The sequence below is a fragment of the Desulforhabdus sp. TSK genome (assembly GCF_022836495.1).
Lineage (GTDB): Bacteria > Desulfobacterota > Syntrophobacteria > Syntrophobacterales > Syntrophobacteraceae > Desulforhabdus.
On record NZ_BQXM01000003.1, the window covers coordinates 137650 to 162474 of the forward strand.

Here is a 24825-nt window from a genome sequence, read left to right on the forward strand (position 1 = left end):
TTCCATGATGTCATTTTTCGAATTCCGTTCCAGCTTCCCCCTGCAGTGCGGACTGGATGTCTTCAATGGAGGCAATGACAGCGCGTTTTCCTCCGTTTTCCAGGAATTGGATGGCGGCTTCGACCTTTGGCCCCATGGAACCTTCCGGAAATTCACCTTCCGTCAAATACCTGCGAGCATCCTGCAATCCAAGGCGCCGGAGAAAATGCTCCCCGGATTTGCCATAGGACAGGGCAACCCCCGGTACATCCGTAGCCATGATAAACAGATCGGCTCCGATTTCCTCCGCCAGCTTTGCACTGGCAAGATCCTTGTCGATCACCGCATCAATCCCGTGAAACATGCGGCTTTCCTTGATCACGGGGATTCCACCGCCTCCACACGAGATGACGATGAAGCCCATTTCGATGAGGGCATCGATTTCACGTTTTTCCACGATGCTGATGGGTTTCGGAGAAGCGACAACCCTTCGATAGCCCTTGGATGTTTTTACCGTGAGGTAAGGAAGTCCGGCCGCCACCTCTTCTGTAAAAGCCGGTCCAATGGGCTTTGAGGGATGCTGAAAAGCGGGATCATGCTCATCGACCAGAACGTAGCTGAGGACCGTCAGGAACCGTTGTTCGATATCCAGGCCAAGCTTCATGAGCTCATTGTCAAGGGTCGATTCTATCATATAACCGATTTGACCCTGAGTCTGCGCCACCAGGATCTCCAGGGGAAGACGGGGAAGGGCATCGCAGCATTCCTGCTGCAGCAGAAGGTTGCCCACCTGGGGGCCATTGCCATGGGTAATGACAATGCGATAGTCACGCGAAAGATGAGCGACCTGGCTCAGTGGAATTCTGAGATTCTTGAACTGCTCCTGGACGCTACCCACCTCTCCCTTGCGGATCAGCGCATTGCCACCCAGGGCCACCACCAAAATATCTTTCTTCGACGGACTGTGGGCAGGCCTTTTCATGAGATGATCCCACAAAGACTGTTCCGGCTGTCTTTAACCGCGCCGGCCGCTCAACTGTTCCAGGGCCAGCATGAGGGCCTGGGTGCCGCTCTTCCCGTGCCCCTGCGCTTTGACTGCCAGATAGAGTTGATGCACCAGGGCAAGGCCCGGGAGCACGATTCCCATGGCTGCCGCCTCTTTCAGAGCGATGCCCATATCCTTGATGAAGTGCTCCACGAAAAAACCCGGATTGAAATCTCTCCTGAGGATACGGGGAGCCAGGTTATCCAGGCTCCAGCAACCCGCGGCACCGCCTGCGATGGAGCGAAGGGTCTGATCCAGATCCAGTCCCGCCTGGTGTCCATAGAGCAACGCCTCGCACACACCGATCATCGTTCCGGCAATTACAACTTGATTGCACATTTTTGTATGTTGCCCCGTTCCCGGAGCCCCTTGGAAGACGATATTTTTCCCCATTGCCTGGAGCAGGGGCAAAACCCTCTCAAAGGTTTCCAACTCTCCGCCAACCATGATGGAAAGTGAGGCATTGCGTGCTCCGACGTCCCCCCCCGATACCGGAGCATCCAGAGCATGCACCCCTTTTTGCCGGGCGACCTGGTAAATTTCACGGCTCAGGGCCGGTTCCGTGGTCGTCATGTCCACGAGGATATCCCCCGCCTTTGCCCCCTGCAGAATGCCCGACTCCCCCAGATACACTTCCCGCACATCCTGAGGGTATCCCACCATGGTGAAGACAACGGAAGAGCTCCTGGCCACCTGGCAGGGAGATTCCGCCCACATCCCCCCCGCAGAGAGGAGAGGTTGAGCCTTATCCCGGGTGCGGCTGTACACCGTGAGCCGGTAGCCCTCCTGCAGGAGATGCGCGCACATGGAAAGTCCCATGACGCCGGTCCCAATCCAGCCGATAGGGGTATTCTGTGTCACTGATCCTCGTTTTGGAGCTTCATCGGTCATGGTGCGATCCTTTGGTAATTTGCATTAGAAGGCTCCCTGAGCCCGAATCCGCCTCAACAGAACCTCCTCCAGAAAAGGAGAAGAATGATCCTTGTATTCGTATCGTACTCTCAGTGTCGGCTTGTTGATAGTCAAAAGATGCCCCAGATGGATAGGAGTCGCAAAAAGGACGAGATCGCAGGACGCGGCATTGACTGTTGCCTGCAGGTCGGCGACCTGCCGACTGCTGTAACCCATGGCGGGAAGGGCGTTCTGGATGTGAGGATACTGCTGCAGGACCTCGCCGATGCTGCCTTGAGCGTATGGGTGTACATCGACGATCTCGGCGGCTCCAAATTGACGCGCTGCAATCGTTGCGGCGCCAAAGGGCATTCCTCCGTGGGTCAAAGTCGGACCATCCTCCACTACCAGGACCCTCTTGCCCTGGATCTGATCCGGATTGTCCACAGAGACAGGGGATTCAGCCAGGACGATTTCGGCCTTTGGAGCGAAGCGCTCGATGTTCTTTCGCACCTCTTCCACATCTTCAGGCAATGCAGTATCGATCTTGTTGATGAGGGCGATATTCGCCATCAGCAGGTTGGTTTCTCCGGGATAGTAGAGCAGTTCATGCCCCGCACGGTGAGGGTCGAACACGACCACATGAACGTCCGGGTAGAAGAAGGGCGTATCGTTGTTCCCCCCGTCCCACACAATGACATGGCAAGGGCTTTCCTCCTCGGCCGACCTGAGGATCCGCTCATAATCCACCCCCGCATAAACCACAATTCCCATGTCAATGAGGGGCTCATATTCTTCCCGCTCTTCAATTGTACAGTGATGGAGATCGAAATCGTCATACGATGAAAACCGCTGAACCACCTGTTTTGTCAGGTCTCCGTATGGCATGGGGTGGCGAACCACCACCGCCTGTTTTCCATGCTTTTGCAAAATACGGCAGATCTTGCGGGTAGTTTGGGATTTTCCGCAGCCGGTACGCACGGCGCAAACGGCAATGACGGGCTTCTTTCCTTTGAGCATCGTATAGGTGGCGCCCAGGAGAATAAAGTCCGCCCCCTCGGACATGGCAATGGAGGCCTTGTGCATCACTTCAACATGAGAAACGTCGCTGTAGGAAAAAGCAACCAGGTCCACGCGGTTGTCGCGGATGATCTTCGCCATTTCTCTTTCGGGGTGGATGGGAATGCCTCGAGGATACAACCTGCCGGCCAGTTCCGGGGGATAGAAACGTCCTTCGATATCCGGTATCTGAGCGGCTGTGAAGGCCACAACCTCATACCGCGTATTTTCTTTGAAATAGACATTGAAATTGTGGAAATCTCGGCCGGCTGCGCCGACGATGATCACCTTTTCCACCATGACTGTCCCCTTTCATTGAAGAAACCAGGCAGAGCAGCACTTGCATGACCAGGAGCATTCTACAGGAAAGATAACATGTTGCGACGGGGTATTTTCAGAATGATGGGAAGAGGTGGAACCCTGTCCCGGCCCCGTCAGGAGGGCTCACGGGAGGAGCCGTATCTCCAGGGAGGTGATTGATCCAGTGATCTTTCAAGGCGCAGCAGGAATTCTTCCCTGGGGATTTCACGAGCGCCGAGACTCTGAAGATGGGATGTGGTTACCTGGCAATCGATCAACTCGAACTGAAGATCCTGGAGATCCCGCACCATTTGCACGAAGGCTACCTTCGAGGCGTCCGTCTTTTCCGTAAACATGGATTCCCCAAAAAAGACCTTTCCCAGGACAACTCCATAGAGCCCTCCCACAAGTCGCCCTTCATGCCAGCTTTCCACAGAATGAGCATACCCCATCTTGTGAAGCTGGTGGTAGGCCTGAATCATCTTCGGCAAAAGCCAGGTGTCCTCCCCCTTCTTCGTGCGCACATCGGCGCAGCGCTGGATGACCTGTCGAAAGGCTTTATCCCACGTCACGTAAAAGGTCCCCTTCCTTATGACGCGCTGCAGGCTCCTGGCGATTTTTAATTCTTCGGGAAAAAGAACCAGCCGCGGGTCGGGGGACCACCACAAGATAGGAGCTCCCTTGGAAAACCAGGGGAATATCCCCATACGGTAGGCAAGAATCAAACGCTCTGGAGATAAATCCCCCCCCACCGCCAGCAAGCCATCCTGCTCTGCAAGCTCACACGGTGGAAAGAGAAGCTCCTCACTCAAGCGAAAAACCGGCATGATCGTTCACTCAGGGATCAGGCAGGAGCCGCAGCGGTGGGTGCGCTCTTTGCCTTCACCGGCTCATTTCTTGACTTCACAAACTCAAAGGTGAGGTTTTGGCTCTTCACGACCTCTTCGCCGAGACTCGAAAAATCCTCGGGACGGTCAATACGCACGGTACCCCCTTCCTGCAACAGACCGAAAAGAATTTCTTCCGCCAGGATGTCCTTGACCTCCGACTGGATCAGGCGCGCCAGGGGACGAGCGCCGAAAACCGGATCGTAACCCTTCTCGGCAAGCCAGAGCCGGGCTGCAGGAGTCAGCTCCAGGCGGACCTTCTTTTCCGTCAACTGTGTCTCCATCTCCTGGATGAATTTGTCGACAATCTTTTCCATGATGTCGATGGAAAGACCGTTGAAGGATATGATGGCGTCGAGTCGGTTCCTGAATTCGGGACTGAACAGGTTTTCTACCGCTTTCATGCCCTTGCTCGCACGGGTGTCCGTTTCATCGGCACTGAACCCGATGGACGCACTGGACATTTCACGAGCGCCGGCATTGGAGGTCATGAGCAGCACAACGTTGCGAAAATCCGCCTTTTTCCCATTGTTGTCCGTCAGGGTGGCATGGTCCATGACCTGGAGCAGAATACTGAAGAGATCCGGATGGGCCTTTTCGATCTCATCCAAAAGCAGCACGGTATAGGGTTGTTTACGGATGGCGTCCGTCAGCAGTCCCCCCTGGTCGAAACCGATATAGCCGGGAGGAGCGCCGATGAGTCGGGCCACGGTATGCTTTTCCATGTACTCGCTCATGTCGAACCGCAGGAAGTTGACTCCCAGCACCCGCGCCAACTGCTTGGCCACCTCTGTTTTCCCAACTCCCGTCGGCCCGATGAGGAGAAATGATCCAATGGGTTTTTCAGGGATTCTGAGCCCAGCCCGGGAACGTTTTATGGCCCGTGTCAAAGCTTCCACAGCTTCCTCCTGGCCAAAAACACTCCGGGTCATCTCCTCTTTCAGGTTCTGCAGCCTCAACTGATCCGACGACGATACACTGCGGGGAGGGATCTTGGCGATGCGCGCCACCACCTGCTCGATGTCCTTGGGCCCCACCACGCGCCTCAAACGCTTGTCCTTCTTCAACAGAAGGCTCGCTCCCGTTTCGTCGATCACGTCGATAGCCTTGTCCGGGAGGTAGCGGTCGTTGATGTGCCGATTCGACAGTTCGGCAGCGGCACGCAGCGCGGCATCGGTGTAGCGGACGTTGTGATGCTTCTCGTAGGATGCTTTCAGCCCCAGGAGGATCTGGTAGGTCTCGTCCACGGAAGGCTCGCGGATCTCGATGCGCTGGAACCGGCGGCTCAAGGCCCGGTCCTTTTCAAAGTGGTTCTTGTACTCCTCGTAGGTCGTAGATCCTATGCAACGGAAACCGCCCACCGCCAGAACCGGCTTCAGAATATTGGAGGCATCCATGGACCCGCCGCTCGTGGCTCCAGCCCCCACGACTGTATGGATCTCGTCAATAAAAAGGATGGCTCCAGGCTTTTTCTTCATCTCCTGGATCACCCCTTTGAGGCGCGCTTCAAAATCACCCCGGAACTTGGTCCCGGCCAGAAGGGCCCCCATATCGAGAGCGTAGATCTCCACTCCAAGGAAGACCTCGGGGACCTTCCCCTGGTGAATCCTCAATGCCAGGCCCTCCGCGATGGCTGTTTTCCCGACGCCGGGATCCCCAACAAAGATGGGATTGTTCTTCGTGCGCCGTCCCAGGACCTGCAGTGTTCTCAAAATCTCATCTTCACGCCCGATGAGGGGGTCGATCAATCCGTCAGCGGCCTTCTGAATGAGATTCACCGTAAAGCTCTCCAGGGCTCCGGCTTTGCGCGTCTCCTGCGGATTGCCCGGTCCGGCGGGAGGTGGAAGCCTTTCCTCGAAATCCTCTTCCTCCGGCTCACCCATTTTGGAAATTCCATGGGAGATATAGGTGAGGATGTCCAGCCGGGAAATCCCCTGGGATTTCAGAAAATAAACCGCATAGGAATTGTCTTCATAGAACATGGCGGCCAGGATGTCACCGGCATCCACTTCCTTCTTTTCTGCCCCATGCACATGCATGATGGCGCGCTGGAGCACCCTCTGCACCCCCATGGTCTGGATGGGATCCTGTGTTTTGCCTTCCGGAAGGATTTCGACTCGTTCGGCGAGATATTGCTCCAGTTGGGCCTTCAGCTTGTCCAAATCCGCACCACAATGATGCAGAATGCGCCTCCCCGTCTCATCGTGCAGAATGGCGTAGAGAATATGCTCCAGGGACAGGAATTCATGCCGCCGACTCTTGGCTTCTTTTATGGCTGCCGCAAAAGCGAGCTCTAGTTCTTTGTTGATCATTTATGCTTCTTCCATGCTGCATTGTAATGGGAATCCATTTTTCCTTGCCAGATGATGCACCAGCTCAACTTTCGTTTCGGCAATTTCCGCCGGGAAGATTCCGCAAACTCCCGTTCCATTCTTATGGACCAACAACATGATATGTGTAGCCTCCGATGGGGATTTGTGGAAAACCTTCTGGAGAATCTCCACTACAAATTCCATCGTCGTATAGTCATCATTATGAAGCAGAACCTTGAACATGGGAGGCTCTTCGAGCTCTTCCTCCAGGCCGCTTTGAAGCTCTTCCCCAAAATCCGGATGATGCTCGCTCATCCTTTTCCCCCCTTGCCATGATACTTTATGCTGCTGACTCGATCTGCTTCTTGACCTTTTTCTAATAATCAAGAATAACTTTTTCCACTAAACTGTCAAGTTAGGGTCCTTCATGGCACCCTGCCGCAACACGCGTGGCCAGGAAAGTTCGAAAGGAGAAATATATCCATGCCCGGCAACACATTCGGCCATCTCTTTCGCATCACCACCTGGGGAGAATCTCATGGTCCGGCTCTCGGGGTCACGGTGGACGGATGCCCCCCCGGCATTCCCCTCGCCGTCGAAGACATCCAGAGGGACCTGGAGCGCCGCAGGCCCGGAAAACAGCTCACGTCCCCCCGCAAGGAGCCCGACCAGGTGGAAATCCTTTCAGGTGTCTTCGAGGGAGTCACCACGGGAACACCCCTGACGCTCATCATCTTCAACCGGGATGTGCGCAGCAAGGATTACAACGACATCGCACGCCTCTACCGACCGGGTCACGCGGACCGCACCTATCAGCAGAAATACGGGATCAGGGACTGGCGGGGTGGCGGGCGCAGCTCGGCCAGGGAGACCGCTGCACGGGTTGCAGCGGGAGCGGTAGCCCGAAAATTTCTTCAAGACCGGGATATTTCCGTGAAGGCCTATACCCTTGCCTTGGGAGGCATCCACAGCCGGGAATTCCACTGGGAAGAAATCGACCGCAACCCGCTTTTCTGCCCTGACGCCCTGACTGCCGCGGCCATGGAAGAACGTCTGAAGGAAATAAGGGCCGAAGGAGATTCGGCGGGAGGCATTGTGGAAATTTGCGCCAAAGGATGCCCCGCCGGGCTGGGTGAGCCCGTGTTCGACAAGCTCGACGCCCGCCTGGCCATGGCGCTCATGTCCATCGGGGCCGTCAAAGGCGTGGAGATCGGCGAGGGATTTGCCGCAGCGGACTTGAGGGGAAGTCAGAACAACGACCCCATCACTCCCGAGGGTTATGCCGGCAACCATGCCGGAGGAATATTGGGAGGAATATCGACAGGCATGGATATCGTGGCGCGGGTAGCGGTGAAGCCCATCCCGTCCATTGCAAAGACTCAGCAGACGGTGGACAAAGACGGCAACCCCGTCCCCATCTCCATAAAAGGCAGGCACGATGTCTCGGCCATTCCTCGAATTATCCCCGTCTGTGAAGCCATGGTGCTTCTGACTCTGGCCGATTTCATGCTCTACCCGTCTCTGGATCCAGCAGGTGGATGGGGTTCAGGTCGGTACGGTTCATGAGTCATCTATCATCGATGCCGATGAGATTCCGACTTTAGTACTTGAGCAGAAGTTATTTAACATTTTTGAGCCTTGTTGATTACGTCATTCCGGCATGCTTTTAGCCGGAATCCAGTCTCTGCGCTGACATGGATTCCGGCTTAAGGGTCATGAACACGCTGGTGTTCGCCCGCATCAAATGAAATCCCCCCTGCCCCCCTTTGCCAAAGGGGGGAAAGGCAAGTCCTCTCCCTTTATCAAAGGGGGATTGAGGGGCATTTTCATAGTAAAAACTGCCGAAATGACGTAGAAGTTTTCGAAAACATGTGTTTGGACCACTCAAATCTTGATCTGCAACTCATCCAGCATCTTATCGGCAAACTGGAGGATGTAATCCCTCTGTGCGGGGTTTGCGTAGGCGATGCAGCTGCAGCGCATGATCTCACGGCTTCGGATGAGAAATTCAAACGCGACTTCGTTCATTGTCAGCTGGACGGCAAAGTAGAACGGTCGACACCGGGTGTGCTCCGCTTGAATCGGATTGTAGAGGCTTTCCGGAAGATTGACCCAATAAATCTCGTCCATTATGCTTCGGTCGGCATGCTTGTTGAGATATTCCTTGATGCGCTCGTAATCGGATTCGCGCAACTGATCCAGAACATATTGCTTCATGATGCATGAGGTCCTTTCCGCGGTACAATTCCCCGGGAGTGCGTGCTCTTTTTGTTCAGGGTCATGAGCTTTCAATCCTTCAGGAAAACAATTCTTTTTCAGCCCTGAAGGTACTTTGAATGCCTTCCAGCAATTCCTCCAGGTCATCGGCCCCCAGGCCAAGTGCCCTGGCGCTTCTGAGTTGGCCCACATCGAGATCGGGCTGCTTGATAAAGCCGATTTCCAGCTTGTGGCAAATGGCGTTTCCAAGGCTTACCATGTGGCAGAGCCGCGGGAAGATTTGAGCTTTCTCGGGAGAGTGGTGCTTACCGATGGCTTCCACGATTTCTTCGGCAAAATTCCATTTGCGTGCTACCAACTCCCCGACCTGAGCATGGTCGAACCCCAGCAGTTTCCGTTCCAGCCCTATAAAAGTTGTTCCCGGATTATGGTAAACTTCCTGCACGATCAGCAATATCTTTTTGGGCAACTTCATGTAAAGAACCACTTTTCCCACATCGTGCAGCAGACCGGCCAGGAAGGCCTCTTCGGTTTTTGGAAACTTGAGCTTCTGAGCGAGGACACGGCAGGTCAACCCACACCCCAGGGAATGCTCCCACATGAGCTTTTCGGCAAGTCCGAATGTCTTGAAGAAATCACAGAGCGCTGCAGAAATGACAATGGATTTGATGGTATTGAAACCGATGGTGATGACAGCGTCCTTGACAGTCAGAATGGCTCTTCGTCTCGCATAGCAGGCTGAATTGGCAATGCGCAGGATTCTCGCCGTAATGGCCTGATCCCTGGAAATGATTTCATGAAGGTCCCTCGCTGAAGCTTCGGGATCCGAGAGCCTCTGCATTGCCTGGCTGGCGATATGAGGCATCGTGGGGAGATCCTGCGTCGTCAGGGCAATCTTCTGTGCACTTTCTTGATTCATAATTCCCTCATTAAGCTGCGAATTGAGTGAGCCATGCACGACCGGCAGGCGGTCTTGGATGTCCCGGTCAGGATGCAGAGGCGAAGCTCGGCAGAGCTCCATCAAATCACCGATGACGGCTTTCGGGTCAAAAACTATCGGTCGGCTGCAACGTCTTCAGGTGCAACGAAGCGCAGCATCCCGTCGGTGTCGGAAACCCATTGAACTTTTCCATCGCGGAACAGGACAGTGGAAGATCGGTAAAACCAGAGATTTCCTTGAATGCTTGTCGGTGCCCCCTGGGCGGCAACCACATCATCCTGCGTCGATCCAATGGTGAAATAATCTTTCGGAACGGAAGAATCTGCCGGTTTGGCGGGTTTGAAAGGAGCCGCAGGTACGGCGAAATGATCGAAGAAATTGTCGTAGCCGATGAGGCGCCCCTCCTTGAAACGGACTTCGCTGAACCCGTAGTACCAGCGATTCCCCGAGATACGGGAGGGCGTCCCCAAAAGCCGCAGGACATCGTCTTTTGTGGCGCCGATTGTCAAGAGAGGCAGGGGCCCTTCCCCGGATGATCCGGAGGACGGCAGAAGCCGCACTTTGAGAGTCCCGTCAAAATTGTTGTATCGCACCACTCGATTGTCCCTGAACTGAACTTCCGACAGCCCATAGGACCAGGTACTCCCCTTGACCTTGGACGGTGGACCCTGCACGCGCTTCACATCCTCGGGGGTGGAGCCCAGGGTAAAATATGAGTGTGAGGCAACAGCACCAGGCGCTTCGGTGGCTAAGGAAGACTCTGCAGAGGGTTGGGAAGGGCTTTCCCTTTCGCCCTGCTGCGAAGACTCAGTGACAGCCGATTCGAACCGATCGAACGGGGGACGGTTCACACTGATGACCTCAGATCCTGTGGAGGGCGGCGAAACGCTCCTTGTGGCTTCCAGCCACCAATACAGGTTTATGAAAATAAAAAGCGCCACGAGGGCACCACCAGCGAAAAGATGCAGAGAAGCAGAACGCTGCTTCCACCCCGCCACGAGCAGCGGAAACTTTCGCAAGAACGAGAGGAGGAAAATGATCCTGTCAGCCCATTCCCGGCTCCTGCCCCTTTCCTGCCGTGTGGCGACCCCGTTTCGGCTCCCGTCAACCGGCGGGTTTGTCCCCGGCGCTTCCCCCCTGCGGGAATTGTCCTGTACAGTCCCCTCTTTCCATGCCGACATGGCGCGCTGGTACGCCACCGTAATTTCCTTGAATTTCTCCTCCGCCACACGCCGTTCCCAGACGGAGGCCTGCTGGAAACGGTCAGGGTGCCATTGCTTCACCAAATCCCGATAAGCCTTCTTCAAGTCGGCGCGGGAAGCATCGGAAGACACCTTCAATAACTCATAATCTGCAGGAAAAGGAGGATCACATTTTGACGACATGACGTTTCAGGCAAGCCCCGGCACGGTTGCATAAGAATCGCTCAAGAATTTTTGCACAACATCCGCCTGGAACAATCATCCAAGGCTGGAGGAAACATTGAATCCATCGGAGTTTCAAGACGATATCTCAAAAAAAACGAATTTCCAAGAGCGGACCGTTCAACAAGAATACATTCAAGTTTCCAGCCTGTATCTCCGATTCCTCCAGCGTATTCTTTCCCAGACCGACGGACAGTCTGCCCGCCCCTCCTTGCCTCGCCCCTCTCTCCCAAGGGGCGAGGGGCTTTTTCGGACAGGCCCCGGAAAGCCTGAGGAAAAATGGTGGGACGATTTTCGTCTCGGGAGATTTACCCAATACACTGGATGGGTCTAACCGGTTCATCCGCCCAAAATGCTTTCCTTCCCTGAGAGGGATTTGTTACCATGAACGTGCATTTCTCGTTGACATTTTCCGGAAAATATCTTGGGCCGTCGAGCAAATGCCGGTGTATCCTCTGATGGAGAAGGCGATGGAAGCACTTCCATCCCTGCTATCGTGCAATCCGCAACTGAATATTTCGGGAAGGGAGCGGCTGAAAAGGTATGCTGGTTCTCACAAGAAAGGTCGGGGAGTCCATTCGTGTGGGTGATGACATTGAAATCGTCATCACGGAAATCGATCGCAAGAAGGTCAAGATCGGGATCCGCAGTCCGAGACATATACCCATTCATCGCTCTGAGCTCTACGGAAGGATTCAGCAGGAAAATCGTGAAGCAGCCCATATGGAGGCCGAAGACTTGAAGGATATGGTCCTCCTGCTTTCCAGGCAAGGACATCGGAATCCACCGGAAAACCAGGACCTTTGAAGCAGATTGGAAACAAGACCTATGCTGATTGAAACGACGCGCTTCGGTAGCTTGGATGTGGAAGACAGTAAATGCATCGATTTTCCCTGGGGCATTCCCGCTTTTGAGAACCTCAAGCGCTTCATTCTATTGCAGCACGGCGAGGGGCCCATCCACTGGCTTCAGGCCGTGGATGATCCTTCAGTGGCTTTCGTCGTCTGCCCCCCTGAAGTACCGGGGGTGAAATACCGCATTCCACCGCAGGAAAAGGAGCCCTTGAAGCTTCAAAACGATGAAGATCTCCTCATCCTGAACCTGGTCTCATCCCTTCCGGACCGAAACCTGCTGAGATTCCACGTGCGCAGCCCTCTGCTTTTCAATACGCTGCTGCGCTGCGCCTACCAGTGGAGCATCGATCCCGAGGACATTGACAAGTATCTGGACCTGCCGGAGGGCACCGGCTTGAAACCCGACGTGGACAATTCCTCAGGACCCGAGTCCTTCATCTATTGGATGCGGTGATGGCCTGCGGAGACGATCGCCGAGCCACAGATCCGTGAGATCTATTTCGACTTCAGGGAAAGGCTCGGCCCGCACCTTGTCGTCTTCGACATAGAGGCCGGAAACCACCCAGAGACCGTCTTTCAGACGAAACACGTCCAGCGTCTTGGCATCCATGGCAATCTTTTTATGTTTCCTTCTACAAAACGGCATTCCCCCAAGTTTGGCCGGCATCCTCCGTCACCCCAAAAAATTTCATGCTGTGAGCGCTAAAAACCGATTATCCCACTGAGCGAATCCTCGGTGTGGAACCCTTTTGACTGTTAAGGAGCAGGTGTCATGGAAGCAAAAATATCGGAAATTCGTCCTCTCATTTCTGAGCAGAGAGAGAGGCTGGTTGATCTGCAAAACCAAGCCCCCATATTGCAGCAGGTCCAGTCGGCGGCGAAGAGCGAGGGGGGTGGCCTCCAGCAGTTGGCAAGCAGCTTCAAAGAGAATTACGGCCCTAATAGCGTCACCGGGAAAAAGCGGGAGCAAGGTGAGCTCGAGGGCGTGGTCAAAGACGTTGAAGATTACCTGTCCGAAATGAGCATCAAATTGAGCTTCAAGATCCACAAGGAAACGGGAGACGTTGTCGTCCAGGTTTTGAACGAAAAATCCGGCGAGGTCATACGACAACTCCCGCCGGAGGACGTGCTCAAGCTCCGCGAGAAGCTGGAAGATTTGAAAGGCGTTCTGTTCGATGGGAAAAGTTGACGGTAAAGTGCTTCCATGTGCGGCATAGCCGGTATTTTCAATCCCCAGGGCTTCGACAACCATTGCCTCTACGCCCAACAGATGATCCAGGCCATACGGCACCGTGGACCCGATGGCGAGGGTATCCATGCAGAGGAAAAAGTCCAGCTGGCCTCCTGCCGCCTCAGCATCATTGACGTCAATGCGGGGCCGCAGCCCATTTGGAGCGAGGACCGCGCCGCGTGCCTTGTTTTCAACGGCGAAGTCTACAATTACCGGGAGCTTCGCGCTCAACTGAGAGGCTATGGGCATTCATTCAAGACGCAAACGGACACTGAGGTGGTTCTCCAGGCCTACCGCCAGTGGGGAGAATCCTGCGTCCAGCGCTTCAAGGGCATGTTTGCCTTCTGCATCTGGAGCTCTGAAGAAAAAAGCCTCTTCCTGGCGCGTGACCACTTCGGCATCAAGCCCCTCTACTATTCCTGCCTGCAGGACGGGACTTTCCTTTTCGCGTCCGAAATCAAGGCCATCCTCACTCACCCCCGCATGGGCCGGGAAGTCCGCCCCGATGCCATCGACAATCTCTTCACCTTCGGGTTCAACCTGGCGCCCCACACATTCTTCCAGGGTATCGAAGAACTGCTCCCGGGGCACACTTTGAAGATAGACCGCCACGGAGGCAGGCGGGTGGCTCCTTATTGGGACATCCGCGGGGACAGGCCCTTTCAGGAGGACAGTGAAAGGAACCTCGTCGAAAGGTTCCGTGAAAGGCTGACGGAAGCCGTCCGCCAGGGCGTGGTTTCAGACGTTCCTGTAGGCGTCTATCTCAGCGGGGGCATCGATTCCTCGACGGTTGCTTCCCTCTATTCCCGGTCTACACAGCACCCCATCACGACGTTGAGCATCACTTTCGACGAAGCCGAATACGATGAACGGGAATTCAGCCGGAGCCTTGCTTCCGCATTGGGAGCGGAGCATCTCGAATTCAAATGCTCCATCGGGGCCGAAGATATCGTGCCCATGGTCCGAGCCCTCGAAAACCCTATCGTTTCCCTCCTTCACCTCCCCCTCTATCTCCTTTCCGGAAAGGCGAGGGACCTGGGTCTCAAGGTGGTGCTTTCGGGTGACGGATCCGACGAAATCCTCGGGGGCTACGATTATTTCAAGCAGCTGAAGTGTATGGAATTCATGGACCGCGGCGGGCCCTGGAGGCGGCATATTCTCAAGAGGCTTTACCCCACCCTCCAGGACGCTCAGCTGCCCCTCATGCAGGAGCACCTGGCACGAGCCGGCTCGAAATTCCCGGTGCAGCACCCGGCGATGCCTTATCGCTACCGGGAATTTCAGTTCAAGGATCAGCTCTACGCCCGGCCGTTTGCGGAGCAGCTCTGCAGGCTGGATCGCGCTCCCCTTCATCTCACCAACATCCAAAGCTTCGAGCATCGCCCCCTTTTCGATCAGGCCGTGTACCTGGAAATGAAGCTGCGGCTTCTCAATCTGACCCTGCCCCTGGCGGACAAGATGGGCATGGCCCATTCCGTGGAGGTGCGTCCCCTCTTTCTGGATCACGAACTGGTGGAGCTCCTGTTCCAGATTCCGCCGCACCTCAAAATGCGGGGACTCAATGAAAAATATCTCCTGAAGGAAAGCACACGGGGGATCGTGCCCGAAGCCATCCGCGTCCGGCGAAAACAGCCCTTCAATCCCCCCGCTCCCTGGTTCTTAAAGAACGTCGACGACCTGGTGATGGAATGCCTCTCCCCCGCTCGCATCCGCGAGGCGGGATACTTCGATCCCCATTTCGTCCAGGAGTTGCTGGCGCAGCACCGCAAGGGCGGGGGACCGGACCTGTCCGGCCTGATGGTGGTGGTCTTTTTCGTTCAGATGTGGCACGAGGTGATCGTTCGGGGAAGGGATGGGCTTTGATCCAGCAGACTTAGATGTAACACCTTCTGAAGGATGTGTGGGGTCTTACCAAACGGTAGCGCCGTCTTCCATGGCGGCGCACTTAAGTACCCAAGCAAAAGTTTTCTAACAAAACGAACCGTTCGCCCTGAGCCTGTCGAAGGGCATGTCTGGTTGTGCCCTTCGACAGGCTCAGGGCGAACGGACAGCAAGACAAAATGTTAAGAAATATACGCTCAGGTACTTATCTCCGGCGATTTGCTTCATGAATGTAAGCAGCGGCACAGCTCTTTTGTCTTTCTTGAAGGCTCATGAGCTCCAGGCTGTGGTTTCGACAGGATTCCAATCGACTTACGACGGTGCGAACTTCTTCCCAGACACTTTTCACCAAGGGCAGGATTTGTGGATCCTCGCTCAGCCCCGCCTCAGCTAAAGCCTTATTCAAAATGGCGTGCTCCTCGACCAGAGCACGCAGGGATTCGACATCGGCAGTACGCGACTGCTTGCTCTTTTGGAAATCAACCGAGAAGGCAACGTCCTCATGCCCCAACCCTTTCAGCATGGCTTCGATACGCCGGGTCACGCCCAAGAGCCTCTTCAGCAGGTCTTCGTGTCGTTCAGACCCATTTTCATACGGCATAGCTCAATCTCCGGGTCGGAGTTGCGGGTCCAGGTACCCCGGGCATAATCTCAGAAGGCACCGTCCGCTGAGCAACGACGGGAGAACCGATCGATTTTGCCGCGCCTTCAAACCCCTCTTTTAGTTCGAACACGACGGCCTCGACCTCGCTCAGCGCCTTGAGGTCACTATGAAGATTGGCTTTGGTGAGGTGCTTCATCATCCAGTCGTAAAGTCTGCCAAGATTGTCCACGAGCTCTCCACCGGTCTGCCGATCCAGGGCGCAGTCCAGTTCAGTTATAAGGGCGATGGCGCTGGATATGGCCTCTCCTTTACGCGCGACATCTCTTTCCTCCATTCCCAGCCGGGCCTGCCGCAGAAAGTCCACGATACCTTCAAAAACCATAACCACTAGGCGTTCTTTCTCAAAAATAGCATTCACCGCGGTCTTCTGATATGCATGATGAGCATAAGGGGTCATAAGATCCACTCCTCCCGAACCGTTGCGTTTCGCCTTATTATTCTGCCTGTCCCTAAAATGACACCCTAATACAACAAAAGATCGATCAGCAGCCGATCGCTGAACAATCACGTGTAAAGCTCTTATCTCTTGTTCATGTTCTGCAGTGCTTCTATCTGTTGCGTCATGAAATCCGAGGTCTTCTGGTATTGTCCCAAAAGCTTCTCAAGATGCTGAAATTGCGTTTGAAGTCTAGTCGTTATATTGGATGTCCGCTTCTCGTATCGAGCAATATCCTTCTGAATACGGTCCACGCTGGACTGAAAGCTATTGGTCTTTTGGGCTAGATCGCCCCGTGTCTTGTTCAGCATCGTATCCAGAGTATTCACCAGCCGAACACCGAATCCCTTGCTTTCTCCGGTGTCAGTGGCAAAAAAGGTACTCACGTCATCGAACCGGTTCGTGAGAGCATCATTGAGAGTGTTAGAATCCACAGTGAGCTTTCCTTCCTTGTCCATGGCGACGCCAAGGTCGGAAAGCCTGGACAAGCCGCTTGACGCGCCAGCCACCGCTCCCCCAATGAGACTGTCGAGGCGTTTGCGAATCTGCCTAGCAGTACTGTCACCTAGCAATTCCCCAGCCTCCTGAGTCTTGGGATCGTAACTTTGGGCGTCGATGAAGAAATCGCTTACAGAATTGTAAGCCTCCACAAAGGCATTCACTTTGGAAGCCAGGGCTGTGGTGTCCCTTGAGACAGTCAGCGTTTCGGGCTTGTTGAGCGCCGTTGTTCCTTTGAGGGTCAGAGTGACCCCTTTGATCACATCGGCCACCATGTTCGTAGAGCGATGAATGCCCGCGACCCCATCCACCGTCAAGACGGCGTCCGAAGCTCCCTGGGTCTGAGTCAGCCGATTGTTCTCGCCCCCCTGGATGTAACGTAGGCGGGACAGACCCATGTTGTCCGTGACATCGCCAGGATCCGGCGGGTCGGCTGGAGGGGTGGGGGGGGTCTCTTCCGTCACCTCCAGGCGTATGGTGTTGGCTTCGCCCGTACGTTGACCGGTGAGCAAGAGATAAGATTGGTCGCCGTTTGTGATGACGGAGGCTTGAATATCCTTTTGGCTTTCATTGATCCGATCAGCGATGGTCGAAAGCTTTTCCGTTCCATCCGTGGTGATTTCCACGGCCGTTCCCGTACCGAGCTGCAGGGTGAATTTTCCGGCGCCGATGGCCTCATCCATATTGAAAGCGGCGCTTTTGAGCTTTTGCACCTGTGCCAGGGATTCCACCTCAATACTGTAAGTGCCGCTTTTGGCCGTAGAAAAAACGGACGCAGTGAACGTTCCGGAGTTACTCGATACACCGGTAAACTGGTTAAGGTCCGTACGGTTATCCAGGGCGGAAGACGCAGTTTTCAAACCGGAAAGAACACTACGAAGGCTCCCATAGGCGGTCAGCTTCACCTGGTAGGCGGCTTCCTTTTGTTGAAGCTTTACAATAGGCTGCCGTTCGACATCGGTGAGCTGGCTGATGATGCTCTCCGTGTCCATGCCTGAAACGAGTCCACCCACTGAAAATGCCATGACTGATCTCCCATTGCGTGTACATTCATCCCTTTCCCTCAAAGGATGAGGGAAAGGGATTTCTTTCAGGATGAACTAGGCTCTGTACGCAAAGTCTTCCGCTTCTCCAGAAGATTGATGTTCCGTCATCCCGGCGAAAGCCGGAATCCAAGGTTCATGCAGTTTTCTGGACCCCGGCTTCCGCCGGGGTGACGCTCGTGATATGAGCAATTGAGGTTTGCGTACAGACCCTAGAACTCAGCCGTGGTTAGCCCTGAAGCAGACTGAGGACCGTCTGGGGCAACTGGTTGGCCTGTGCCAGCATGGCGACGCCCGCTTGCTGCATGATCTGAAATTTCGTCATGTTTGCAGTTTCCGCCGCAAAATCCGCATCCAGGATTCGCCCCTGCGCCGCCGAAAGGTTTTCACTGACATTGGTCAAGTTGTTGATGGTTGAATCAAAACGGTTTTGGATGGCGCCGAGGTTCGCACGCATGTCATCCACCTGGCCCAAGGCCGCGTCCAGTGCCTTGATGGCGTTCTGAGCACCCTTGAACGTCGAGATGTTGATGTTGGCCACTGTGCCGATGTTGGTCTCGATTCCCGCAAGGGCCTGCTTTCCACCGGAAATGTCGTTGACCACAAAACCTTCGCGTGCTTCCAGCGAGATAGTACCTTTGGACATGACATCATTGTTGGAGGATGTGTCGAAGTTGCCAAGGAATTGGGTGCTGCTTTTATCCGCCTTGACGGCAACCCTGATGTTCCGCCCATCGTCGGCGGTGATCAAAAGCTCTCCATTCTCATTCACAGAGGCAACAAGCCCCTTGACATCTTCGCTGCCCCCTGCAAAAGCAGAGTTCAAGCTACCCACCAGGTAACCGGTTGCATCGCCCTCTTGGATATTTTTGTCCAGGGTTATACTTAGGCCCCCGGTGTCTGTGTCTCCATCACCAGTACCCTGAAATCTTATGGCGAGCGAATCTGCCGATGCATCATAACTCGAGATCTTCCCCAGATTCATGACCGTCTTGGCCGAGGCCGTGATTTGTTCCTTCAAACCATCAGTGTTGTTGATAGCGCCTGCAATGAACATGGCGCTTGCGGTTCCGGAATCGCTCGATTTCTCAAGCGTGGAGGCTGATGTCACTTGTGCCGAGAAAGAGCTGAAGTCCACCGCAAAACCATTCAAAGTAAGGTCCCCATTCGAGAGGGACGAAAACGTTGTATCGGCTGTTGCAGCCGCGCTCTCTAGAAGTTTTTCGCTCGTTGCCGTTACCTTTTGTTCCGTCAATCCAGCCACACTGGGATTCTTGCCGGCAATTCCAAAAGTTTCGTTTGAATAAAGCGATACACTGCCTCTAACAACTATATCCTTCTGGCCGGCAGTGGCATTGTCCGGTTGGATTTCAACATTTCCGCCCACAGCTTTAAAATCTGCAGCTACCGCCGTGGCTCCGGTCGTAATAGTGATGTTTCTACCATCGCCAGCTTTAAGAGTGATCTCATCGGTATTGGCCACCACGGCGCTCACACCAGTGAGGTGAGCTTGATCGTTAATGGCCTTGGCCAAGGCGGTCGCATTGGCAGCAGCATCACCAGCATCGGCCACGGCACCAATGTTCACCCCATTGATCTTGAAATCACCATCCCCGAGAGCCGTGGCATCCGTAGTCCCAAAAGTGAGCGTCGTGGCATTGGCAACCGCCCGCACCCCCGTTTCATCAGCGGAGTCGTTGATCGCTTTGGCAATAGAGATGGCGCTGCTTGCATTGTCGGAATAAGAAACGGTATCGTCCCCGGAAGTTGTCCCTCGGATATTCTTGTCATTGATGCTCAGATCGCCGGCGGTCATGGCGGCAAGTGTTCCGGTCGTTCCGATAGTCTTCGAGCTGTCTTGCTTCGCCAATTGATAAGCACCGCTAGCTACGCCCCCGCTTGCACCCAATGCACTGGCCTTGGCGCTGTTCAGGCCAAAGGATATCGTCTGCCCCGCTTCCGACCCTACCTGAAAGCTCGCTTTGCCGAAAGTGCCGTCAAACAAAGTCTTACCATTATAACTGGTACTGGTGGCAATCCGATCCATTTCCTGCAAAAGCTGACCTACTTCGAGCTGCAAAGAAGCCCTGTCTTTATCCGTGTTGCTGTCGCTCGATGCCTGGACCGAAAGCTCCCGAATGCGCTGGAGGATCCCCGTGGTTTCCTGAAGAGCGCCTTCAGCCGTCTGCGACAACGAAATACCGTCGTTGGCGTTGCGAACGGCCTGATTCAATCCGCGAATCTTTGCTCCCATGCGGTTGGAAATGGCCAGACCAGCCGCATCGTCCTTGGCGCTGTTGATGCGCAGTCCAGAAGACAGTCTTTCCATGGATTTCTGCAGAGATGCCTGTGACTTGTTCAGGTTCTTCTGCGCGCTCAGTGCCATATTGTTGCTATTGATGGTAAGTGCCATGAGAATTCCTCCTTGAAGGTTTGGATACGGACATCCATGTCCATATGCTCATTGAACGATAAACTACGACAGCTACTTACTCCTTAAAGGCTTTGTAAAACGAATTGCGGTGCCACCTTTTGTCCAATCTCTTCTCAGCCCCTCCTTGTCTATGAATTTTGTTTCCCTGTAAACATTGCCGAATCCATCGGTAATACTTTCAGCATACTTAAAGAAAATATCGCCCTCCCTTTTTCCTTTACCTTCGGGCCCTCGATCACACGAACCCATGGAGCATCGCATCGGCAAGGTTCTCGCACGACTTGTGGGGAAAGATCGTTGGTGCTTCACACCCACAGCGCATGCGGTTCAGGGCTCAGAGGCCCTGGAGACCTCTTCATTCCACCGAAGACCCTGCTTGCTGCCTGGTAGAATAGGCAAGACATGTGCCATGCAGCGGGCAGAGCCGGTTTCTGCGTTCAGAACGGAGGAGGAATGGCCACGGCCAAAAGGTCCTCAAGCCCACAACGCATGGGAATCAAGGAATGATTTTGCGTATGCACAAGGAAGAATGGGGGGCTTTTCCTGGAAGGCGTGTCGGTGGAGATAAGCATAAAAGAGGAAAAACTTTCCGGGAGGGGCGGCAAAAAGGTCGGGCCAACATTCTCCCATGGATTGTCAGGAAATACGGTCCCGAGGTGATCTCATCTGCGGGGTAAGGCCATCTCATTCACGTTGCGTCCTGTAAGGTTTCCAGATGGAGACCGGCTCTGTGCCATGCAGGGCTGGATCAAATAAATGGTCAAGGATTGAGGGCTGGCATCCGACAGATAAAAATGTGCGAAACAACAGGTGAATTGTATCCGCCAGCCTTGGGTTTCTCTAATCCAGCGGCGTGGCGATCCTCCACTGCCAGGTTCAGGGAGTTCTCCGGATCGAATGAATTGTCCATTCCAAAGCTTGCTTCACGGCTGCCATGGCCGCACGCTTTGTCGGCAGTGGGAGCGAACATTGATGCCTCTCCTTTTCCTCCTGGTCCTGCTTGCCCTCCCCGGCTGCATTTCCATGCTGAACGTGCACTCTCCGGCGATGATCACGGTCCGCCCCGTGGATGTGTTCGTCCAATCGAGCGCCCTCCTCAATCCCTCCCGTGCCATGGGCATCACGCTGTTTGCCGGCCCTTCCCATTTTCCGGAAGCCGGCGCGGAGGTCGCCACCATCGTTCAGCAGGAGCTTCTCAAGGGATCTGTTTTCCGGCAGACTTTGATCATCCCCCGCACGGTTCAATCGGGGGAAGAAGGGGTCTACTGGGGCCAGAAGGAGGGATGCGACCTGGTGATGCTGGCCGGCATTCCGGATGTTTTTGACGGTTCGGGGAATTTGACGACCCGCTTGACGCTGCAGGTGGAAATCTGGGATGTGCGCACGTCGAGCCGGCTCTGGTATTTCCAGCAGGAGGCATTTTCTTCGCCGGGTGCCGACGTCGATTTCTATTGGACGACCATAGCCGGCGATTCCGCGGTACGGTACAAGGTGCTTGCCAGAGAGCTGGGCGCACAGATGGCGGACCTGCTGACGGTCCCCCCGGAGCCCTCCGGCATGATGCCATTGTGTCTTTAACTGGTTGAAACTATTTATTGTATTCCTAAAAAGGACAAAACGTGGGGCCCCAACTGTGAGGGGCCCACATCCATCGCCAAAACCGACAGCCGGAGGGAAATGTGACAGCGTCCATAAAGATACTCATTGCCGATGACGATGATATGTGCCGGGAAGTCCTTCGCGATGCCATACAGGGGAAGGACGTTTCCATCAGGATCACGGCCGACGGCGTGGAAGCCCTGGAAGCCCTCGAAGCCGCTTCTTATGACATCCTCATTGCAGACCTGAACATGCCCCGCATGGATGGACTCTCGTTGCTGGGGCATGCCCGTGAGCTCCATCCTCATATCCTCACCATCATCATCACGGGGTTCGGAAGCCTGGAATCAGCTATCGAGGCCATTCGCCGCGGCGCGTATGACTACGTGCAAAAGCCCTTCAAGCTGGAGGAAATTTCCGTTGCCATCAGAAATGCCAAGGAGAAAATCATCATCCTCCGGGAGAAAAAACAGTTGCTGCTCGACCTGGAGGAAGCCCATCGAAAGCTGCAGCGCTATGCCGCCGCCGGACCTGAACAAGCAACCGACGCGGAAGACGACAACAATAAGGTAGAGGATGAGGATGCCGGTACGTTTTATCTTTTTCCGCGGCACACCCTGCCTCTCTCTTTTCTGCAGGCGCCCGCCGTAAGTACCGAGCGCATCCTTGCAGAACTGGAACGGCTCAAGAAACTGAAGCAGGAACGGATCATCAATGATGTGGAGTTCGAACGGATCAAAGGCCTGATCATGGAAAAAGCCGGTTTTGGCAATTCATGAACATCTCTACTTGAAAATGGATGCTGCAGGGGAGTATCGTTGTACGCATTAAGGATAGAAAACTTCATTTTTGTAGGAGCGGCATCCTGCCGCGACTGGCTCATTGTCGCGGCAGGATGCCGCTCCTACAAAAGACAGCGAGCTATAAAATCGATAGGTTTTGTACCTGATCGAGTATAGATCAAATCTTTTTGGTACATTGGAATGGATTCGCTCGAGATCGAAATGAATGATGAAAATGGACAAGGCCATTCAGCAGGAAGAGGACATCCTGGAGAATCTGCCCGAGGAATACCTGGAGCTGCTCTTCCAAAAAGACCGCCAGGGGCAATGGGGACAGTGGATCCACGGGCTGATCCACAACATCAATGGCCCCCTCCAGAATATCTCCATCCTGGGGGAAATGCTGGTTCAGGGGCAGGCGCGCATAAATCAGCCGCCCCCGACCGCCGATTCCCCGGAGCTTGTGGCATGGCGGCAGGCTGCCGAAAAACAGGCGCATCGTTTGAAACAGTTGAATCAGCAGGTGGGCCTGCTGGGAGAAATGCTCCAGGATTTCATGCAGCTCCACCAGGTCGAGCAGTCTGATTCCGAGGTGGACTTGAAGTTCGTCATCGGTAAGCTGGTGCGTGTCTTCCGTGCGGACCCTTTCTTCAAGCACCAGGTGAAGCTCGAGCTTCAGCTCAACGAGACCCTGCCTTTCGTACGCATCCGAGGCCGGGACCTGGTTCCCGCCCTCGTCCACATCATCGACAATGCTCTTGTTGCCATGAGGCAATCCCCGGAAAAGAGACTGACCATCCAGAGCCGCCTCAAAGACAAACACATCCAAATCATTATAAAGGATTCAGGCTGCGGACTTCCTGAAAAGAGCGGAGGGAGGCGTCTGTTCGAGCTTTTTCATTCTCAGTGGCATCCCTCCCTGGCACAGACTCGGGCAAATGAAAAACACTTCGGCCTCGGGTTGTTTGCCGCTCAGCGACTGCTCAGCCGTTACGGAGTAGAGGTTTCCCTGCATCATGACGGGGAAGGCACCTCCACTGTGCTCACCATCCCTCTTCCCACCTGATACAGTCTGGCCAAGGTTTTCATCCCGTGGGACAGTGAGATTCCTCCCCTGGGCCGCTCCTGCAGCCGAAATCAACAACTCATCCATTCCTCAAAGCATGCCACCTTGCCTCAGGTCATGGGGTAACTTTTTCCCTGTCCCGGAAACCTTTTCCGCCCGAAGCGGGAGTGCAGACCTCCCGGAAGCCAAACTTGGAAGACCAACACTCTGTATTTTATAACAAAACGGCCAGAGATCCTGCGGAAGGTTTTTTTGGCAGACCCTTTGCTCTACTGACGGGTAGAAATCATACTTCATGACTCCAGGAGCTTTGAAATGAAGATTCAACAACTACCCGGCACCGAAGGTTTGACCGACTCGAAAGGGCCTGTGGAAAAGGAAGGAGTTGAGCGGAGTGCTGCTTTTTCCACCTTACTGGACCGCGAAGTAGCGGCAAACCAAACGAGACCTCAGAATATAGAGTCGCCAGCCTCCGCCGCTTATCCCATAGATTGTATGGGAATCATTCCGTCAATTCTGCCGCCTGAAAGAGAAGATCAACAGGCGCTGGAAGACCTCGAGACCGTCATGGGGCATTTGGAGGGCCTGGAGCATGCCCTGGGAGACGACAAAATGGATTCCCAGGCGATCAAGGCTTCTTTGGACAAACTGTCCCAGTCCCTGCCTGACCTTCGTGAAGAGTTAGCGCGGCTCCCCGAGGAGCATCCCCTCAGGCTCATCGGTGAAGAGATGAGCGTACTCTGCTACGTGGAGTCTGCCAAATGGAACCGGGGCGACTACACTGTATGAAGAGAAAAACGGATGAGCATGGAGACGAAATGACGCATCGAGAGAGCTGCAGCTGTCAGCATGCCGCACGATCCACTTGCCCAATGGTGATGCTTGCGGCTGCCTTGTTGGTAGGAATTTGCTTTCAGCCGCCCATACTTCGGGGAGAAATGTTCGAGGAAAAGGACAGAATCATCTACAAGAGTGTTATGACCGACCAGGAACGGCAGGCAAGAGAAATGGAAGAGATATCCCAGAAGAACCTGTCGCACCGGATGCTCGAAAACATCATCATCGAAGTACCCCCCTATCCCAAAACCGAGTCCAATCCTCGAGAGCCTTCGCCCAGGCGGTAAAACCTTCCCGATCCTCAGATTGCAGACACATCCAGAGACCCCGCAGCATCATGGCAGAATCAAATTGTTAAAGGGGCAGCCGCCATTGGCCGAATATAGGCTTGAAAATTAAGAGGTCCCTCCGCTCTCCCTCATTGCGGGCAGGGAAAGATTCAAACC

At 54.5% G+C, this 24825-nt stretch carries 25 protein-coding genes; 10 read left to right on the forward strand and 15 right to left on the reverse strand.

Annotated elements, in window-relative coordinates:
• Nucleotides 1-10: 10 nt before the first annotated feature.
• From arcC to clpS, 6 genes are all read right to left on the reverse strand, one after another.
• Nucleotides 11-961 (reverse strand): carbamate kinase, encoded by a 951-nt coding sequence (gene arcC / locus MWC30_RS03055; RefSeq protein WP_244082681.1) that lies wholly within the window; start codon nt 959-961, stop codon nt 11-13.
• Between the two features lie 33 nt (nt 962-994).
• Complete coding sequence (locus tag MWC30_RS03060; RefSeq protein ID WP_244082682.1) at nt 995-1915, reverse strand: NAD(P)-dependent oxidoreductase; 921 nt, start codon at nt 1913-1915, stop codon at nt 995-997.
• 24 nt (nt 1916-1939) lie between these two features.
• Nucleotides 1940-3274 (reverse strand): cyclic 2,3-diphosphoglycerate synthase, encoded by a 1335-nt coding sequence (locus MWC30_RS03065; protein WP_244082683.1) that lies wholly within the window; start codon nt 3272-3274, stop codon nt 1940-1942.
• 134 nt (nt 3275-3408) lie between these two features.
• Nucleotides 3409-4101 (reverse strand): leucyl/phenylalanyl-tRNA--protein transferase, encoded by a 693-nt coding sequence (gene aat, locus MWC30_RS03070; protein WP_244082684.1) that lies wholly within the window; start codon nt 4099-4101, stop codon nt 3409-3411.
• 17 nt (nt 4102-4118) lie between these two features.
• Entirely contained in the window at nt 4119-6473 is a 2355-nt protein-coding gene (gene clpA / locus MWC30_RS03075; RefSeq protein ID WP_244082685.1) for an ATP-dependent Clp protease ATP-binding subunit ClpA, read from the reverse strand.
• Nucleotides 6474-6788 (reverse strand): ATP-dependent Clp protease adapter ClpS, encoded by a 315-nt coding sequence (gene clpS / locus MWC30_RS03080; protein WP_244082686.1) that lies wholly within the window; start codon nt 6786-6788, stop codon nt 6474-6476. It lies immediately after the preceding gene.
• Between the two features lie 168 nt (nt 6789-6956).
• Between clpS and aroC the strand changes: the two genes are divergently transcribed.
• Complete coding sequence (aroC, locus tag MWC30_RS03085) at nt 6957-8039, forward strand: chorismate synthase (RefSeq protein ID WP_244082687.1); 1083 nt, start codon at nt 6957-6959, stop codon at nt 8037-8039.
• A 318-nt stretch (nt 8040-8357) separates the two neighbouring features.
• On the opposite strand, the gene MWC30_RS03090 is transcribed toward aroC, so the two are convergent.
• The 3 genes from MWC30_RS03090 to MWC30_RS03100 form a co-directional block, all read right to left on the reverse strand.
• Nucleotides 8358-8690, reverse strand: a complete 333-nt coding sequence (locus MWC30_RS03090; protein ID WP_244082688.1) for a hypothetical protein — start codon at nt 8688-8690, stop codon at nt 8358-8360.
• Between the two features lie 79 nt (nt 8691-8769).
• Entirely contained in the window at nt 8770-9609 is an 840-nt protein-coding gene (locus MWC30_RS03095) for an HDOD domain-containing protein (RefSeq protein ID WP_244082689.1), read from the reverse strand.
• A gap of 134 nt (nt 9610-9743) precedes the next feature.
• Entirely contained in the window at nt 9744-11015 is a 1272-nt protein-coding gene (locus MWC30_RS03100; RefSeq protein WP_256461209.1) for a DnaJ domain-containing protein, read from the reverse strand.
• 582 nt (nt 11016-11597) lie between these two features.
• On the opposite strand from MWC30_RS03100, the gene csrA reads away from it, so the two are divergent.
• Together csrA and fliW are read left to right on the forward strand one after the other, a co-directional pair.
• The gene (gene csrA, locus MWC30_RS03105) at nt 11598-11861 is read left to right on the forward strand and encodes a carbon storage regulator CsrA (RefSeq protein ID WP_244082691.1); all 264 of its coding nucleotides are present in this window, start codon (nt 11598-11600) and stop codon (nt 11859-11861) included.
• Between the two features lie 21 nt (nt 11862-11882).
• Nucleotides 11883-12362 (forward strand): flagellar assembly protein FliW, encoded by a 480-nt coding sequence (fliW, locus tag MWC30_RS03110; protein ID WP_244082692.1) that lies wholly within the window; start codon nt 11883-11885, stop codon nt 12360-12362.
• On the opposite strand, the gene MWC30_RS03115 is transcribed toward fliW, so the two are convergent.
• The gene (locus tag MWC30_RS03115; RefSeq protein WP_244082693.1) at nt 12327-12518 is read right to left on the reverse strand and encodes a hypothetical protein; all 192 of its coding nucleotides are present in this window, start codon (nt 12516-12518) and stop codon (nt 12327-12329) included. The two genes, fliW and MWC30_RS03115, sit on opposite strands and share 36 nt — an antisense overlap.
• A gap of 162 nt (nt 12519-12680) precedes the next feature.
• Between MWC30_RS03115 and MWC30_RS03120 the strand changes: the two genes are divergently transcribed.
• Nucleotides 12681-13097 carry a flagellar protein FlaG gene (locus MWC30_RS03120; protein WP_244082694.1) on the forward strand — a complete coding sequence of 139 codons (417 nt, stop codon included), beginning with the start codon at nt 12681-12683 and terminating at the stop codon, nt 13095-13097.
• A 15-nt stretch (nt 13098-13112) separates the two neighbouring features.
• Nucleotides 13113-15002, forward strand: coding sequence for an asparagine synthase (glutamine-hydrolyzing) (asnB, locus tag MWC30_RS03125; RefSeq protein WP_244082695.1), 1890 nt, complete (start codon nt 13113-13115; stop codon nt 15000-15002).
• 223 nt (nt 15003-15225) lie between these two features.
• Here the strand turns inward: asnB and MWC30_RS03130 are convergent, their stop codons facing one another.
• The 5 genes from MWC30_RS03130 to MWC30_RS03155 form a co-directional block, all read right to left on the reverse strand.
• A complete protein-coding gene (locus MWC30_RS03130; protein WP_244082696.1) occupies nt 15226-15621 on the reverse strand; it encodes a hypothetical protein in 396 nt (131 codons plus the stop codon).
• A complete protein-coding gene (gene fliS, locus MWC30_RS03135) occupies nt 15611-16081 on the reverse strand; it encodes a flagellar export chaperone FliS (RefSeq protein ID WP_244082697.1) in 471 nt (156 codons plus the stop codon). The genes MWC30_RS03130 and fliS overlap by 11 nt, the downstream gene beginning before the upstream one ends.
• Before the next feature lie 122 nt (nt 16082-16203).
• Entirely contained in the window at nt 16204-17643 is a 1440-nt protein-coding gene (gene fliD / locus MWC30_RS03140) for a flagellar filament capping protein FliD (RefSeq protein ID WP_244082698.1), read from the reverse strand.
• Between the two features lie 247 nt (nt 17644-17890).
• Entirely contained in the window at nt 17891-20074 is a 2184-nt protein-coding gene (locus tag MWC30_RS22645) for a flagellin (RefSeq protein WP_269467775.1), read from the reverse strand.
• Between the two features lie 781 nt (nt 20075-20855).
• Nucleotides 20856-21065, reverse strand: a complete 210-nt coding sequence (locus MWC30_RS03155; protein WP_244082699.1) for a hypothetical protein — start codon at nt 21063-21065, stop codon at nt 20856-20858.
• Between the two features lie 2 nt (nt 21066-21067).
• Here MWC30_RS03155 and MWC30_RS03160 point away from each other — a divergent pair, with 2 nt between their 5' ends.
• From MWC30_RS03160 to MWC30_RS03180, 5 genes are all read left to right on the forward strand, one after another.
• Nucleotides 21068-21673, forward strand: a complete 606-nt coding sequence (locus MWC30_RS03160) for a hypothetical protein (RefSeq protein ID WP_244082700.1) — start codon at nt 21068-21070, stop codon at nt 21671-21673.
• A gap of 101 nt (nt 21674-21774) precedes the next feature.
• Nucleotides 21775-22473, forward strand: a complete 699-nt coding sequence (locus tag MWC30_RS03165) for a response regulator (RefSeq protein WP_244082701.1) — start codon at nt 21775-21777, stop codon at nt 22471-22473.
• Between the two features lie 238 nt (nt 22474-22711).
• Entirely contained in the window at nt 22712-23542 is an 831-nt protein-coding gene (locus MWC30_RS03170) for a sensor histidine kinase KdpD (RefSeq protein ID WP_244082702.1), read from the forward strand.
• A 315-nt stretch (nt 23543-23857) separates the two neighbouring features.
• Entirely contained in the window at nt 23858-24331 is a 474-nt protein-coding gene (locus MWC30_RS03175; RefSeq protein ID WP_244082703.1) for a hypothetical protein, read from the forward strand.
• Between the two features lie 149 nt (nt 24332-24480).
• Nucleotides 24481-24666: a hypothetical protein gene (locus MWC30_RS03180; protein ID WP_244082704.1), complete on the forward strand. Its 186-nt coding sequence runs from the start codon at nt 24481-24483 to the stop codon at nt 24664-24666.
• Nucleotides 24667-24825 lie beyond the last annotated feature (159 nt).